Here is a 15055-nt window from a genome sequence, read left to right as displayed (position 1 = left end):
AATTGTACACGTTCAGTCCAGGCTAGCACCAACAACCTGTAATACTTTGTTGAACGCTTGTTCAGGTTGTTCACTGTCTAACCAGTGGATACCTTCCCAACCGCGCAGCCAGGTCACCTGACGTTTAGCTAACTGTCTCGTGGCGCAAACACCTCGATAAACCATTTCATCATACGGGATCTCGCCATTAAGGTAAGACCACATCTGGCGATATCCGACACAACGAATGGAAGGCATATCCGTATGCAAATCTCCCCGGGCAAAAAGCGCCCGCACTTCTGCTTCAAAACCTGAAGCCAACATCTGATGAAAACGCTGTTCTATGCGCTGATGGAGCAGTTCACGGCTCGCCGGGGCGATGGCGAACTGGTGCACCTTATACGGCAGAGCATCACCTGACGTTTGCGTCAGCTCCGTTAAAGTTTTACCCGAAATGAAAAAAACTTCCAGTGCTCGGGAAAGTCTTTGCGGATCATTTGGATGAATACGCGCGGCGGCAACCGGATCAATTTCCTGTAGCTGCTGGTGTAACGCGTTCCATCCCTGCTCTGCGGCCTGTTGCTCGATCCTGGCTCTGACCTCAGGATCAGCCGAGGGTAGAGGCGACAATCCTTCCAACAACGCCTTGAAATACAACATCGTTCCGCCAACCAGTAGCGGAATACGCCCGGCAGCGACGATATCGGCCATCTCTGCCAGCGCATCGCGGCGAAAATCCGCCGCGGAATAAGCCTCGGCCGGGTCAAGAATATCCAGCAGACGATGCGGCGCAGCGCTCAGCTCCGCGGCATCGGGCTTGGCCGTGCCTATGTCCATTCCTCGATAGATGAGGGCTGAATCAACGCTAATCAACTCTACTGGCAAAACTTTACGTAAGGCGATAGCCAATGCGGTTTTACCAGAGGCCGTCGGGCCCATTAAAAATATTGCCTTAGGCAGGCTTGCCTCAGTTACATCACTCATCTTTCAGGGCATTCATCGCCGAATGTAAATCAACAGGTTGTAACAGACCACCCGGCGGCGCTTTAACCAGCTGCGGACATAAGCGTTCGATATCCGCCAGGACGGCAATCGCCTGCGCCATGTTCCACTGCGCATGTTCGCTCGCCAGATTACGCGCCATCCACTGAGCAATATTGCCGACGTCGACGGTTTTTTGCTGCGCCAGGTAGCCTATCAGTTCAGGAATCAAGATTTGTAAATTTTGTTGTCTTAAGGGTAAAGGCACTGCGCGGACCGTCACGTGGTGCGCATCGGACTGGAGTTCAATCCCGACCTCAGCCAGCGCCGACTGCGCCTGCTTGAGCGCGTCTTTTTCCTCGTCGGACACTTTTATCCGCAGCGGGATAAGCAGCGGTTGGGCGCAAACCGCCTCTGCGCCCGGCGTTAGCTGCGCCTGGCGCAGCCAGCGCTCAGCAACCGGCAGAGCCAGCAGCGCTAACTTACCGCCGCGCTCCAGCAGCGCGCAGTCGCTATCGATAATCGTCAGTACGCGGCCAAAGCTTTGGCTATGGCCCGACAGGCCTTCCGCTGCCGGTGCGGGAGCCAGGGGTTTGCGCTCCGTGGCCGGCGTGTCCAGCAGTTGGCGATAAAGCGCACCCTGCTGTTTTTGGTAGCCTGGCTGCGCGTGCGGCCAGGCGGCTCCGCCAGATGAACCCGAGGCGGCGGACTCTCGCGAACCTCCGGTATTAAAACGCGGCGCGGCGGGCTCATCCCGGTAACGGGGAGCGGCGCTTTCACGCGCGACCGCCGGCTGGGCAAAATGATTGCCGCCCGCCGCAATGCGGTTTTCCGGCACCTGCCGCGGCGCGGGCTCATCGCCCTCTTCCGCCAACGGCACCTCCAGCTGCTGCTGCAGGACGCTCAGCACGCCCTGATAGATAAAGTCATGCACCAGGCGCGACTGATGAAAACGCACTTCATGTTTGGCCGGATGGACGTTCACATCCACCTGATGCGGATCTATCTTCAGATACAGCACAAAGGCAGGCTGCTGGTCGGCGCCCAGTTTGTCTTCACAGGCCTGGCGAATCGCGTGATTAATCAGGCGATCGCGCATCATCCGCCCATTGACGTAGCAATACTGAATCTCCGCCAGCGTCGGATTGGTATGTAGCGGATCGGCCACCCAGCCGCTGAGGGTCAGGTCGCCGTGCTGCCACTCAATCGCCAGCGCGTGTTCGAGAAATGGCAAACCGCAGATCGCGCCCAGACGCCGCTCACGCTGGCCGTCCTGCGATACCGCCCGGTACTGGCGCACGGCCTTGCCGTTGTGGCTGAGGTTGATGGTCACGTCGAAGCGCGCCAGCGCAATGCGCCGCACGATCTCGTCGATATGGCCAAACTCGGTTTTCTCGGTGCGCATAAATTTGCGCCGGGCGGGGGTGTTATAAAACAGATCCAGCACTTCCAGCGTTGTTCCCACCGGATGCGCCGCCGGCTTCACGGTGACCGCCTGATCGCGCCCTTCGGCATAGGCCTGCCAGGCCTCCTGCTGATCTTCGGTACGCGAGGTCAACGTCAGGCGAGCCACTGAGCTAATACTGGCCAGAGCTTCGCCGCGAAAGCCGAGGCTAATAATCGCCTCAAGGTCATCCAGCGAAGCAATTTTACTGGTGGCGTGACGAGCCAGCGCCAGCGCCAGCTCGTCTTTTTTGATGCCGCAGCCGTTATCGCGAATGCGGATTAACTTCGCCCCGCCGCGCTCAATATCAATGTCGATGCGCGTCGCCCCGGCATCGAGGCTATTTTCCACCAGCTCTTTGACCACCGACGCCGGACGTTCCACCACTTCACCTGCGGCAATCTGGTTGGCGAGCTGCGGCGGTAGAACCTGAATCGGCATGGCCGTCTCCTTAATTTAACAACGTCCCGTCTGACGAACCTGCGCTGGCAGTCTGCGCGGCTGCCCCGCGCGGCGCGGATTGCAGAGGATGCTGCATAAAGTAGTTACGCAGGCCGTTATAAATCGCCTCTGCGACCTGCTGCTGATAAGCATCGCTACCCAGCAGCCGCTCTTCGCCGGTATTACTGATAAAACCCGTTTCCACCAGGATCGACGGGATATCCGGCGAACGCAGTACGCCGAGGCTGGCATGCTCAGGGCGACGCTTATGTAAATCGCCGATCCGCTGCAGCTGGCTCAGCACATTGGTCGCCACATCATACCCGACGCGCTGGGAATGGCCGAACTGTAAATCCAGCACCGCCTGGCTCAGGTAAGGGTCCGACTGGCTGTTGGCCAGTACATCGCCCGCGCCGCCCAGCAGTTCTGACTGTTTCTCATGCTGCTCGAGCCAGCCGGCCATTTCGCTGTTCGCGCGACGGTTGGAAAGCACCCAAACCGAAGCCCCGGTAGCATCGCGATTCGGCGCAGCGTCGGCGTGAATCGAGACAAGGAAATTGGCGTTTTGCTTACGTGCGACGTCAGAACGCCCCATGACGGAAATGAAATAATCGCCGTCGCGCGTTAGCACGGGCCTGAACTGCGGATCGGCATTCAGCAGCGCGCGGAGCTTACGCGCAATCGCTATGGTCACATTCTTTTCTTTCGTGCCGTTCGGACCAATGGCTCCCGGATCCTGGCCGCCGTGGCCGGCGTCAATGGCGATAATCACTTTATCGTCACCGGAAACGGTACGCGCCGCAGGACGCGTTACGCTACTGGTGCTGGTCACCGCGGTAAGCCGGTCGTTATCGGCTTTAAACGGGTTGCGCGCGGGTTCGCTCGGACGCACGGGCTGCGCCACGGGCCTTTCCGCCTGTCTAACCACCACTGGCTGAGGTGGAGGCGGAGGCGGCGCGTCGGCGTTAATCGTAAACACCACGGTGTAGTTAGAGCCGTTCTGCTGTTTCACCGCGCGGGTTTTGCCGTCGGCGGTGAGATCCACCATCAGGCGCAGCGACTGCGTATCCTGCGGCGTCCCGGAACGAATGCTTTTTACCAGATTATTGCCGCTAAACTGCAGCGGTAGCCCCTGGAGTACGCCAGTCTGTTTAATATCCAGCGCCACGATGCGTTTGCCCTGGGGGCTAAACGAATATTCAGGTTCGCCGATAAAGCTAATGGTAATGCGGGCCTGCCGATCGCCATTTGAGACCTGGATATCGGATAAACTTGCCGCAGTGGCCTGAATGCTGAACAGCATCAGTGCGGCGGCCAGCCAACTGGTTAAGCGATACATCATCCCGTCGTCCTTCAGGCTAATTAGCCAAACGCGCCAATAAAGACTCACCCAATGAGGAGACCGCGGTTACGCGCGCCTCACGCCCTTGTGCCTGATACTCAAGGTGAATTTCAACATCCGGGTCCGGCAGTACTCCCGTGCCCTGCTGAGGCCATTCCACCAGGCAGATAGCATCGTCAGTAAAATAATCGCGGATCCCCATAAACTCGAGTTCCTCAGGATCCGCCAGGCGATAAAGATCGAAGTGATAGACCATCAAATTATCGAGACTGTATGGCTCGACGAGGGTGTAGGTTGGGCTTTTAACGTTGCCACGGTGACCGAGAGCCTGAAGGAAACCGCGGCTAAAGGTGGTCTTACCCGCCCCTAAATCGCCATACAAATAGATGACCGTCGCGCCAGCGCATGCCTGCGCGACGCGGTTGCCAAGGCTTAAAGTCGCCTGCTCATCGGGTAAAGGAATCACTCGGTTAATCATGGTCTACGTCAATCACATCCGGGTTAACAACACGCCTGAGCGTGAAAAAAAGATCGGTCGCCAGCATTCCGCGGGTGCCGTGTCTCGCCGCCAGCCGATCGGCGGCTTCGCCATGAGCAACGCATCCGGCGCAGGCAGCATCATACGGCGTCAGGCGCTGGCCTAACAACGCAGCGATAATACCGGTCAGCACATCGCCCATCCCGCCGCTGGCCATCCCAGCGTTACCGGCGTCGATAATAGCCATTTCGCCCGTTTCGCTCGCCACGATCGTACCTGCACCTTTCAGCACCACGATGCCACCATAACGTTTTACCAGACGTTGTGCAGAATGTAAGCGATCGCTTTCAATTTCTGCCACACTCACGTTCAGCAGGCGGGCGGCTTCGCCGGGATGCGGCGTCAGCACGCGATTGTGACGTTTATCGGGATTGATTGCCAGCAGGTTCAGCGCATCCGCATCCCAGACCATCGGTTTGCGAAAATTCTCCGCCTGGCGTAGCGCATTTTTACCCCACTCGCCCTGCCCCAGACCCGGCCCAATCGCAATGACATCCGCCCAGTGCAGACTCTCTTCGAGAGAACGGGACGTCAGCTCATGGACCATCAGCTCCGGTCTGGCGGTCAGAATGGGGGCAATGTTGTCCCGGTGAGTCAGTACTCGCACCAGCCCGGCGCCCGCGCGCAGCGCCGCTTCACCGCTCATTCGTATGGCGCCCGCCGTCCCCGGTTCGCCGCCAATAATCACCAGCTTACCGTGGTCGCCTTTGTGCGAGGTTGGACGCCGCGGCGGCAGCCAGCCGGGGAGCTGCGAGGCATCGAAGCGACTGAGCGCCGTCGTTTGGCCTGCCAGCCAACCCTCAAGCCCCAGGGCGTGGTGATGCAAACGGCCAACGACATCGCGGGCCTTGCCGGTCAGCAGCCCCGGCTTAAGCGCGATAAAGGTGAGGGTATGAGCGGCATGGATAACCGCGCCCGGCGTCGTCCCCGTTTGCGCATTCAGGCCGGAGGGAATATCCAGCGCCACAACCGCAGCCGGATGGGCGTTTGCCCGCGCGATCAGCGCCGCAACGTTTTCCCGGGGCACGCTCTGTAACCCGGTACCGAGCAGGCCGTCAATAATCAGCGTGATATCTTCCGGCCAGGGGATGCTGGCGGCATGAATCGTGCCGCCGGCGTTGAGCCACTCCTCACGCGCGAGGCTGGCCTCTTCCGGCAGCGGCTTCTCGCTCTCCAGCGCCAGCAGCGTGACCTGAATGCCTCGCGACTGTGCCAGGCGAGCCACCACGTAGCCGTCGCCGCCGTTATTACCGTGGCCGCAGAGAATCAGCCAGTGCCGGCTTTCAGGATACTGGACGCGCGCAAGCTCAAAAGCCGCTTCGCCCGCACGACGCATCAATTCATACAACGTCAGCCCAAGGGCATCCGCCGCCTCTTTTTCCGCTCGCCGTAGCGCCTCCGCCGACCAGATGATATGTGGTATACTCCCGGTGTTTTTCGTCATCGTATGGTCCATCATGTCACAGCCCCTCGATCTCAATCAGTTAGCGCAGCAAATCAAACAATGGGGCACAGAGTTGGGGTTCCAGCAGGTCGGTATTACCGATACCGATCTCAGCGCCAGCGAACCTAAACTGCAGGCCTGGCTGGATAAACAATACCACGGCGAAATGGCGTGGATGGCGCGTCATGGCATGATGCGCGCGCGCCCCCATGAGCTCCAGCCCGGTACCCTGCGCGTGATTAGCGTGAGAATGAACTACCTGCCCGCTAATGCCGCTTTCGCCCGTACCCTGAAAGACCCCGCCGTGGGTTACGTTAGCCGTTACGCCCTCGGACGGGACTATCACAAGCTATTACGTCATCGCCTGAAAAAATTAGGTGAGATGATTCAGGGACAGTGTGCTTCGCTCAATTTTAGACCTTTTGTCGATTCCGCGCCGATTCTTGAACGCCCTTTAGCCGAAAAAGCGGGGCTGGGATGGACAGGTAAGCACTCGCTCATCCTTAGTCGCGATGCCGGCTCGTTCTTTTTCCTCGGTGAACTGCTTATCGATCTCCCTCTTCCCATTGACCAGCCCGTCAAGGAAGAGTGCGGCCGCTGCGTTGCCTGTATGACCATCTGCCCAACCGGCGCCATCGTCGAGCCCTATACCGTCGATGCCCGGCGCTGTATTTCCTATCTGACTATCGAACTGGAAGGCGCTATTCCGGAAGAGTTTCGTCCGCTGATCGGCAACCGCATATACGGCTGCGATGACTGCCAGTTGATTTGCCCGTGGAACCGCTTCGCGCAGCTCACCGATGAAGAGGATTTCAGTCCGCGCAAGGCGCTACACGCCCCGGCGCTTATTGAGCTGTTCGCCTGGAGCGAACCCTGGTTTTTAAAAGTGACGGAAGGTTCGGCCATTCGCCGTATTGGTCATCTGCGCTGGCTGCGTAATATCGCCGTCGCGTTGGGCAACGCGCCCTGGGATGAAGCGAACCTGAAGGCGCTGGAAAGCCGCAGGGGTGAGCACCCGCTTCTCGACGAACATATCGAGTGGGCGATGGCGCAGCAAATTGAAAAGAGAAATGCCAATGTGGTTGAGGTGCAGTTACCCAAAAAGCTGCGTCTGGTCAGGGTGGTTGAAAAAGGGCTACCGCGCGACGCCTGATTCATTCACAGGGTGTGAATAAAAATAAAAACACATTGCGTTTCAAGGGGCAGACGTTCGTCAAGTGATCGGATTAACACTTTGAAATGAAATTTAACTCTTATCTTTCAATTAGATATAAGAATACTATTTACATAGTGAAGTAATTTTCTGAGAGAGGACGAAAGGTTAACCTGTGGATAACTCTGTTCACAGTATTTTCAGGACCGCGCGAAAATCATCACCGGCGCGTGCTTGCGCTGTGGATAAACTGGGTATGAGAAGAAATTTGGAGCGGGAAACGAGACTCGAACTCGCGACCCCGACCTTGGCAAGGTCGTGCTCTACCAACTGAGCTATTCCCGCTTGGGTATGGTAACTTTCAAATTTTGGAGCGGGAAACGAGACTCGAACTCGCGACCCCGACCTTGGCAAGGTCGTGCTCTACCAACTGAGCTATTCCCGCTTGGGTGTGGTAACTTTCAACTTTTTGGAGCGGGAAACGAGACTCGAACTCGCGACCCCGACCTTGGCAAGGTCGTGCTCTACCAACTGAGCTATTCCCGCATACTTCTGGCCATATTTCTATGGCGTCGTGATTTGCATTTCTGCTTCGTCACGGGAGGCGCATTATACGAGAATTCGATTTACCTGCAACCCCCCTGAGCGCAATTTTTTTCGTTTTTGGTTTAAGTGACCACTTTATCACCACACACCGGCCTGAATTGTCTAAATAACCAGCAAATGCGGCAAAATCACTTTTTCCGGGCCCGCTAAAGGCGCAAAATCGCTCAAGTTTATAGGCGGATATCGCCCGCTGACGGTCAACAACGATGACAACCAGGGAAATAAAATGAAAAAAGCGCTTACCGTCCTGCTGCTGGCCACGCTTGCCACAGGAACAGCATCGGCAACAACGCTACATTTTGGGACAACGACGGCCAATCCGCCGTATGAAACCGTCAATGGTAAAAATCAGCCCACGGGTTTTGATATCGACCTGGCCAACGCGCTGTGCAGGCAGATGCAGGTCGAATGCAAATTCACTCCCCAGGGGTTCGATACCCTCATCCCGGCGCTGCGCTTTAAGAAATTCGACGCCGTGATTGCCGGTATCGAAGTGATTCCGATGCGAGAAAAGCAGGTTGCGTTCAGCCATCCCTATCGTCAGGCGCTGTCCGGCGTAGTTGTCACCGCGAAAGACGCCGCCCACACCTTTGCCGATCTGAAGGATAAAAAAATCGGCGTCGTGAAAGGCACCCTTCATCAGCACTATCTGCGTGACAAACAAAAAGCCGTGCATGCGGTGCCTTACGACAGCGACGAAAGCGCCCTGAGCGCGCTGAAAGAAGGCGTGATTAGCGGCGTGATGGGCGATCAGGAGACGTTAACGAAATGGCTCCAGGATAACCCCGACTACGCCATGATGGACGAACGCGCCACGGATCCCGGCTACTACGGTAAGCAGTACGCCATTGCGGTACGTAAAGACGATCCTGAGCTGCTGAATAACATCAATGCCGCTCTGGATGTCGTAAAAGCCTCGCCGGAGTTCCAGGCCATGGAACAGAAGTGGTTTAAATAGTCGGGGGGATGACCGGGGTGTGTTGGCCCCGGCACGGGCGTTAAAGCTTAATAAAGTGTTCGCGATAGTAGGCCAGTTCCGCGACCGATTCGCGAATATCGTCCATCGCCTGGTGGGTTCCTTGTTTCTTAAAGCCGTCGAGAATTTCCGGCTTCCAGCGACGAGCCAGCTCTTTCAGCGTGCTGACGTCCAGATAGCGGTAGTGGAAATACGTTTCCAGCTCAGGCATATATTTAAACAAGAAGCGGCGATCCTGGCCGATGCTATTGCCGCAGATCGGCGACTTACCCGCCGGTACCCACTTTTTGAGGAATTCGATAGTCGCCAGTTCGGCTTCACGATCGCCCTGGGTACTCGCCTTCACCCGTTCCACCAGCCCGCTGCCGGTATGGGTACGCACGTTCCACTCGTCCATCAGCGCCAGCTGCGCGTCTGACTGGTGCACCGCAATGGTCGGCCCTTCCGCCAGAATGTTCAGATTCGCGTCGGTCACCAGGGTGGCGATTTCGATGATGCGATCGCGCTCCGGATCCAGCCCCGTCATTTCAAGATCGATCCAAATCAGGTTGTTTTCATCTGCACTCATGTTATTTTCCACCCTTCTTACGTCACTATATTCATCTAAAATAGCGTGTATCATAGAGGTTTTGCCCGTACAGGGCGACCAGGAGCCAGTTCGATTGAGTAAAAATAAACTCTCCAAAGGCCAACAGCGCCGCGTGAAGGCCAACCACCAGCGCCGCCTGAAAACGACTTCGGAGAAGGCCGATTTTGATGACAACCTGTTCGGTGAGAAATCCGAAGGGACCGTCATTAGCCGCTTTGGCATGCATGCCGATGTCGAATCCGCCGACGGTAGCGTCCACCGTTGCAACATACGCCGCACTATCCGTTCGCTGGTCACCGGCGATCGCGTGGTCTGGCGGCCTGGCAAAAGCGAAGCTGACGGCGTCAACGTCAAGGGCATCGTCGAGGCCGTCCATGAACGGACCTCCGTACTGACGCGTCCGGATTTCTACGACGGCGTCAAACCCATCGCCGCCAATATCAATCAGATTGTCATTGTTTCCGCGATCTTGCCTGAGCTTTCTCCGAATATTATCGACCGCTACCTCGTGGCCTGCGAAACGCTGAACGTTGAGCCGCTGATCGTGCTCAATAAGATCGACCTGCTGGATCAGGCGAGCATGGACTTCGTCAACGAGCAAATGGACATCTATCGCCATATTGGTTACCGCGTACTGATGGTCTCCAGCCGCACGCAGGATGGCCTGAAGCCGCTTGAAGAGGCGCTCACCGATCGTATCAGTATCTTTGCCGGGCAGTCAGGGGTAGGCAAATCCAGCCTGCTGAACGCGCTGCTGGGCCTGCATGATGACCAAATCCTCACCAATGACGTTTCGGATGTCTCCGGACTGGGGCAGCACACCACCACGGCCGCGCGCCTGTACCACTTCCCGCACGGCGGCGATGTGATTGACTCGCCGGGCGTACGCGAGTTCGGCCTGTGGCATCTCGACGCGGAACAAATCACCCACGGCTTTGTCGAATTCCATGATTATTTAGGCCGGTGCAAATACCGCGACTGCAAACACGACAATGACCCGGGCTGCGCCATTCGCGAAGCGGTGGAGAAAGGCGAAATCGCCGAAAGTCGGTTTGAAAACTACCATCGCATTCTGGAAAGCATGGCGCAGGTACAGGTAAAAACGCGTAAAAGCTTTTCATCAACCGATGACTGACATTTAAGCTGAGCATCGTTAGAATCGTCCCCTTTTTTCAGGCTCCGCTGCTACGCGGGGCCAGGAACGACAAATAATGGCCTGGAGGCTACCTTGTTAAACGATCTTAAACTTTCACTGCAATACATTCTGCCTAAACTGTGGCTCACCCGCCTCGCAGGCTGGGGTGCACGCAAACGAGCAGGCTGGCTGACAAAACTGGTCATCGATCTGTTCGTGAAATATTACAAGGTCGATATGAAAGAGGCGCAAAAGCCTGACACCGCCAGCTATCGTACCTTTAACGACTTCTTCGTTCGCCCGCTGCGCGACGACGTCCGTCCGTTAAACACCGACCCGAACGTGCTGGTAATGCCCGCCGACGGCGTCATCAGCCAACTGGGCGCCATTGAAGACGACAAAATTTTGCAGGCTAAAGGCCATAACTACAGCCTGGAAGCGCTGCTGGCCGGTAACTACCAGATGGCTGACCTGTTCCGTAACGGTAGCTTCGTTACCACCTATCTTTCGCCGCGCGATTACCACCGCGTGCATATGCCGTGCAACGGTATTCTGCGCGAAATGATCTACGTGCCGGGGGATCTGTTTTCCGTAAACCATCTGACCGCGCAAAACGTGCCGAATCTTTTTGCCCGCAACGAGCGCGTCATCTGCCTGTTCGATACTGAGTTTGGCCCTATGGTGCAAATCCTCGTCGGCGCCACCATCGTCGGCAGCATCGAAACCGTGTGGTCCGGTACCGTCACGCCGCCGCGCGAAGGCATCATTAAGCGCTGGACCTGGCCTGCTGGCGATAGCGAAGGCTCCGTCGCCCTGCTGAAAGGCCAGGAGATGGGCCGCTTTAAGCTGGGCTCCACGGTGATTAACCTGTTTGCTCCGGGCCAGGTGAAGCTGGTTGAGCAGTTACAAAGCCTGTCGGTGACCAAAATAGGCCAGCCGCTGGCGCTCGCGCCTGAAGCCACAGCGCCGGTAGAGCCCGCGCCGCTGGCGGAAGAAGAAGTCCGCGCTGAACACGCCGCCAGCCCGCTGGTTGACGATAAACAAGACGAAGGTTAATTCCTGAAAAAAGGTTACGCCGTGCGCCTGATATACACTTTCCTGTTGGCCTGGTGCCTCAGTTTTGGGGCGTACGCAGCGACAGCCCCGGATGCTAAACAGATAGCCCAGGAGCTGGAACAGGCGAAGGCGGCAAAGCCTGCCCAGCCTGAAACCGTTGAAGTCCTGCAATCTGCCCTGAACGCCTTTGAGGAGCGAAATGCTTCCCTTGAGCGCGCCCGTCAGTACCAGGACGTTATCGATAACTTCCCCAAACTGTCGCAAAACCTGCGCGCGCAGCTCAACAATCTCAGCGATGAGCCGCGCCAGGTCTCCACTACCCTCTCCTCCGATGCCCTGAATCAGGAGATTCTCCAGGTCAGCAGCCAGCTGCTGGAAGCCAGTCGTAAAGCCCAGCAGGAGCAGGATCGCGCCCGCGACATCGCCGACTCCCTCAACCAGCTGCCGCAGCAGCAGAGCGATGCCCGCCGCCAGCTGAATGAGGTTGAACGCCGGGTCGGCGCGCAAAGCAGCAATACCCCGCTGGCACAGGCGCAAAATCTTGGTCTGCAGGCGGAGTCCGCGCGGCTGAAAGCGCTGGTCGATGAGCTGGATCTGGCGCAGCTTTCCGCCAATAACCGCCAGGAACTTTCGCGGTTGCGCTCCGAGCTGGCGCAGAAAGAGAGCGAGCAGCTCGACGCCTGGCTACAGGCGCTGAGAAATCAGCTCAATAACCAACGGCAGCGCGAGGCGGAGAAAGCGCTGGAAAGCACCGAACTGCTGGCGGAAAACAGCGAAAACCTGCCGCCGGATATCGTGGCGCAGTTTAAAGTTAACCGCGAGCTGTCGCAGGCGCTCAACCAGCAGGCGCAGCGGATGGATTTGATCGCCTCGCAGCAGCGCCAGGCGACCAATCAGACCCTCCAGGTGCGTCAGGCGTTAAACACCCTGCGCGAGCAGTCCCAGTGGCTGGGCTCTTCCAATCTACTTGGTGAAGCCCTGCGCGCGCAGGTGGCTCGACTGCCGGAAATCCCGCGGCCGCAGCAGCTGGATACCGAAATGGCGCAGCTGCGCGTGCAGCGTTTACGCTATGAAGATCAGCTCGGCAAACAGCCGCAGCTAAGACAAATTCGTCAGGCCAACGGTGAACCGCTCACCGCGGAACAGAACCGTATTCTGCAGGCCCAGATGCGCACGCAGACCGAGCTGCTCAACTCCCTGCTGCGCGGCGGCGATACGCTTATGCTCGAACTGACCAAGCTGAAGGTCGCCAACGGTCAGCTAGAGGATGCGCTTAAAGAGATCAACGAAGCGACCCACCGCTATCTGTTCTGGACCTCGGACGTCAGCCCAATCGGCTTCTCGTGGCCGCTGGAGATCGTTCAGGATCTCCGCCGCCTGATCTCGCTCGATACCATGAGCCAGCTCGGTAAGGCCAGTATGATGATGCTGACCAGCAAAGAGACCCTGCTGCCGCTCTTCGTCGCGCTCATTCTGGTGGGGTTCAGTATTAGCTCACGCCGCCATTTCACCAGCTTCCTAGAGCGCTCCAGCGCGCGCGTCGGTAAGGTTACGCAGGATCACTTCTGGCTCACCCTGCGCACGGTGTTCTGGTCCATACTGGTGGCCTCGCCGCTGCCGGTGCTGTGGATGACGCTGGGCTATGGCCTGCAGGCCGCCTGGCCTTTCCCGCTGGCCGTGGCGATTGGCGATAGCGTCACCGCCACGGTACCGCTGCTGTGGGTCGTGATGATTTGCGCCACGTTCGCCCGCCCTAACGGCCTGTTTATCGCCCACTTTGGCTGGCCGCGCAGCCGCGTCAGCAAAGCGATGCGCTACTACCTGATGAGCATCGGGCTGATCGTGCCGCTGATTATGGCGCTGATTACTTTCGATAACCTCAACGATCGCGAGTTCTCCGCCTCGCTGGGCCGCCTCTGCTTTATGCTGATTTGCGGCGCGCTGGCGATGGTGACCCTGAGCCTGAAACGCGCCGGCATTCCGCTGTATCTCGACAAAGAAGGCAGCGGCGACAATATGCTGAACCGGCTGCTGTGGAATATGCTGCTCGGCGCGCCGCTGATAGCGATGCTGGCGGCGGCGATCGGCTATCTCGCCACGTCGCAGGCGCTGCTCGCCAGGCTTGAAACCTCGGTCGCCATCTGGTTCCTGCTGCTGGTGGTTTATCACATCATACGCCGCTGGATGCTGATCCAGCGGCGCCGCCTGGCGTTCGATCGCGCGAAGCACCGCCGGGCGGAGATCCTCGCCCAGCGCGCCCGCGGCGAAGAGGAAGTCCAGCATACCAGCAGCCCGGAAGGTTCGATGGAAGCTGAGGTCAGCGAGGTCGATCTTGATGCCATCAGTACCCAGTCGTTGCGTCTGGTGCGCTCCCTGCTGATGCTGATCGCGCTGGTGTCGGTTATCGTGCTGTGGTCAGAAATCCACTCCGCGTTTGGCTTCCTGGAGAATATCTCGCTGTGGGACGTCACCTCCACGGTACAGGGCGTTGAGAGCCTGGAGCCGATTACCCTCGGCGCGGTGCTGATAGCCATCCTGGTGCTGATTATTACTACCCAGCTGGTGCGCAACCTGCCCGCGCTGCTGGAGCTGGCCATCCTCCAGCATCTGGAACTGACGCCGGGCACCGGCTACGCCATCACCACCATCACTAAGTATCTGCTGATGCTGATCGGCGGTCTGGTCGGCTTCTCGATGATTGGGATTGAGTGGTCCAAGCTGCAGTGGCTTATTGCCGCGCTCGGTGTGGGTCTCGGTTTTGGCCTGCAGGAGATCTTCGCCAACTTTATCTCGGGCCTGATTATCCTGTTTGAGAAACCGATCCGCATTGGCGATACGGTCACCATTCGCGATCTCACCGGCAGCGTGACGCGAATTAATACCCGCGCCACCACCATCAGCGACTGGGACCGTAAAGAGATTATCGTACCGAACAAGGCGTTCATCACCGAACAGTTCATCAACTGGTCGCTGTCGGATTCCGTGACCCGCGTGGTGCTAACGGTGCCTGCTCCGGTAGATGCCGATACCGAAGAGGTGGCGCAGATCCTGTTAAATGCCGCGCACCGCTGTTCATTGGTTATCGATACCCCGGCGCCGGAAGCGTTCCTCGTTGATCTGCAGCAGGGGATCCAGATTTTCGAGCTGCGTATCTACGCCGCCGAAATGGGTCACCGGATGCCGCTGCGCCACGAGATGCACCAGCTGATTCTGGCCGGATTCCGCGAGCACGGTATCGATATGCCGTTCCCGCCGTTCCAGATGCGCCTGGAGAGCATCGATGGCAGAAAAAGCAGCAGGGCGCTGACCTCGGCAGGGAAAACCAGCCGCACGCCCGGCAGCCTGTAAGAACGGCCTTGCCTGAACGCAGG

11 protein-coding genes and 3 tRNA genes are annotated in these 15055 nt (G+C 58.0%); 5 read left to right on the top strand and 9 right to left on the bottom strand.

What is annotated here, in order from left to right; genetic code table 11:
* Positions 1 to 12: 12 nt before the first annotated feature.
* From miaA to nnr, 5 genes are read right to left on the bottom strand one after another with little or no spacing between them, the layout of a single operon-like run.
* Positions 13 to 963, bottom strand: coding sequence for a tRNA (adenosine(37)-N6)-dimethylallyltransferase MiaA (gene miaA / locus CDA56_RS03660; protein ID WP_032695150.1), 951 nt, complete (start codon positions 961 to 963; stop codon positions 13 to 15).
* Positions 956 to 2845 carry a DNA mismatch repair endonuclease MutL gene (gene mutL / locus CDA56_RS03655; protein WP_049103790.1) on the bottom strand — a complete coding sequence of 630 codons (1890 nt, stop codon included), beginning with the start codon at positions 2843 to 2845 and terminating at the stop codon, positions 956 to 958. Before mutL ends, miaA begins: the two co-directional genes overlap by 8 nt.
* 10 nt (positions 2846 to 2855) lie before the next feature.
* Positions 2856 to 4187 carry an N-acetylmuramoyl-L-alanine amidase AmiB gene (gene amiB / locus CDA56_RS03650; RefSeq protein ID WP_025107634.1) on the bottom strand — a complete coding sequence of 444 codons (1332 nt, stop codon included), beginning with the start codon at positions 4185 to 4187 and terminating at the stop codon, positions 2856 to 2858.
* Positions 4188 to 4203: 16 nt separating this feature from the next.
* Positions 4204 to 4665 carry a tRNA (adenosine(37)-N6)-threonylcarbamoyltransferase complex ATPase subunit type 1 TsaE gene (gene tsaE, locus CDA56_RS03645; protein WP_014227619.1) on the bottom strand — a complete coding sequence of 154 codons (462 nt, stop codon included), beginning with the start codon at positions 4663 to 4665 and terminating at the stop codon, positions 4204 to 4206.
* Positions 4658 to 6169 (bottom strand): bifunctional ADP-dependent NAD(P)H-hydrate dehydratase/NAD(P)H-hydrate epimerase, encoded by a 1512-nt coding sequence (gene nnr / locus CDA56_RS03640; protein ID WP_165795108.1) that lies wholly within the window; start codon positions 6167 to 6169, stop codon positions 4658 to 4660. The genes tsaE and nnr overlap by 8 nt, the downstream gene beginning before the upstream one ends.
* A gap of 13 nt (positions 6170 to 6182) precedes the next feature.
* Here nnr and queG point away from each other — a divergent pair, with 13 nt between their 5' ends.
* Positions 6183 to 7322 carry a tRNA epoxyqueuosine(34) reductase QueG gene (gene queG, locus CDA56_RS03635; RefSeq protein WP_014227617.1) on the top strand — a complete coding sequence of 380 codons (1140 nt, stop codon included), beginning with the start codon at positions 6183 to 6185 and terminating at the stop codon, positions 7320 to 7322.
* A 269-nt stretch (positions 7323 to 7591) separates the two neighbouring features.
* Here the strand turns inward: queG and CDA56_RS03630 are convergent.
* From CDA56_RS03630 to CDA56_RS03620, 3 genes are all read right to left on the bottom strand, one after another.
* Positions 7592 to 7667 (bottom strand) — tRNA-Gly (locus CDA56_RS03630).
* Between the two features lie 24 nt (positions 7668 to 7691).
* Positions 7692 to 7767 (bottom strand) — tRNA-Gly (locus tag CDA56_RS03625).
* A 25-nt stretch (positions 7768 to 7792) separates the two neighbouring features.
* A tRNA-Gly gene (locus CDA56_RS03620) sits at positions 7793 to 7868 on the bottom strand.
* 286 nt (positions 7869 to 8154) lie between these two features.
* Here CDA56_RS03620 and CDA56_RS03615 point away from each other — a divergent pair.
* Entirely contained in the window at positions 8155 to 8886 is a 732-nt protein-coding gene (locus CDA56_RS03615) for an arginine ABC transporter substrate-binding protein (RefSeq protein ID WP_025107636.1), read from the top strand.
* Between the two features lie 40 nt (positions 8887 to 8926).
* Here the strand turns inward: CDA56_RS03615 and orn are convergent, their stop codons facing one another.
* Entirely contained in the window at positions 8927 to 9472 is a 546-nt protein-coding gene (orn, locus tag CDA56_RS03610) for an oligoribonuclease (protein WP_049082935.1), read from the bottom strand.
* 94 nt (positions 9473 to 9566) lie between these two features.
* Here orn and rsgA point away from each other — a divergent pair, with 94 nt between their 5' ends.
* The 3 genes from rsgA (at position 9567) to mscM (ending at position 15032) form a co-directional block, all read left to right on the top strand.
* Positions 9567 to 10628, top strand: a complete 1062-nt coding sequence (rsgA, locus tag CDA56_RS03600; protein ID WP_004097952.1) for a small ribosomal subunit biogenesis GTPase RsgA — start codon at positions 9567 to 9569, stop codon at positions 10626 to 10628.
* A gap of 93 nt (positions 10629 to 10721) precedes the next feature.
* The gene (gene asd, locus CDA56_RS03595; protein ID WP_102803526.1) at positions 10722 to 11684 is read left to right on the top strand and encodes an archaetidylserine decarboxylase; all 963 of its coding nucleotides are present in this window, start codon (positions 10722 to 10724) and stop codon (positions 11682 to 11684) included.
* A 21-nt stretch (positions 11685 to 11705) separates the two neighbouring features.
* Positions 11706 to 15032, top strand: coding sequence for a miniconductance mechanosensitive channel MscM (gene mscM, locus CDA56_RS03590; protein ID WP_102803525.1), 3327 nt, complete (start codon positions 11706 to 11708; stop codon positions 15030 to 15032).
* Positions 15033 to 15055 lie beyond the last annotated feature (23 nt).

This window comes from Klebsiella michiganensis, assembly GCF_002925905.1.
Taxonomy (GTDB): domain Bacteria; phylum Pseudomonadota; class Gammaproteobacteria; order Enterobacterales; family Enterobacteriaceae; genus Klebsiella; species Klebsiella michiganensis.
The sequence above is the reverse complement of the archived record's forward strand: the minus strand, read 5'-3'. Positions and strand labels throughout refer to the sequence as shown.

Coding starts and splice junctions, on each gene's coding strand:
- orn (WP_049082935.1), bottom strand. CDS start 9,472: ATGAGTGCAGATGAAAACAACCTGATTTGGATCGATCTTGAAATGACG.
- queG (WP_014227617.1), top strand. CDS start 6,183: ATGTCACAGCCCCTCGATCTCAATCAGTTAGCGCAGCAAATCAAACAA.
- tsaE (WP_014227619.1), bottom strand. CDS start 4,665: ATGATTAACCGAGTGATTCCTTTACCCGATGAGCAGGCGACTTTAAGC.
- nnr (WP_165795108.1), bottom strand. CDS start 6,169: ATGACGAAAAACACCGGGAGTATACCACATATCATCTGGTCGGCGGAG.
- mutL (WP_049103790.1), bottom strand. CDS start 2,845: ATGCCGATTCAGGTTCTACCGCCGCAGCTCGCCAACCAGATTGCCGCA.
- amiB (WP_025107634.1), bottom strand. CDS start 4,187: ATGATGTATCGCTTAACCAGTTGGCTGGCCGCCGCACTGATGCTGTTC.
- miaA (WP_032695150.1), bottom strand. CDS start 963: ATGAGTGATGTAACTGAGGCAAGCCTGCCTAAGGCAATATTTTTAATG.
- CDA56_RS03615 (WP_025107636.1), top strand. CDS start 8,155: ATGAAAAAAGCGCTTACCGTCCTGCTGCTGGCCACGCTTGCCACAGGA.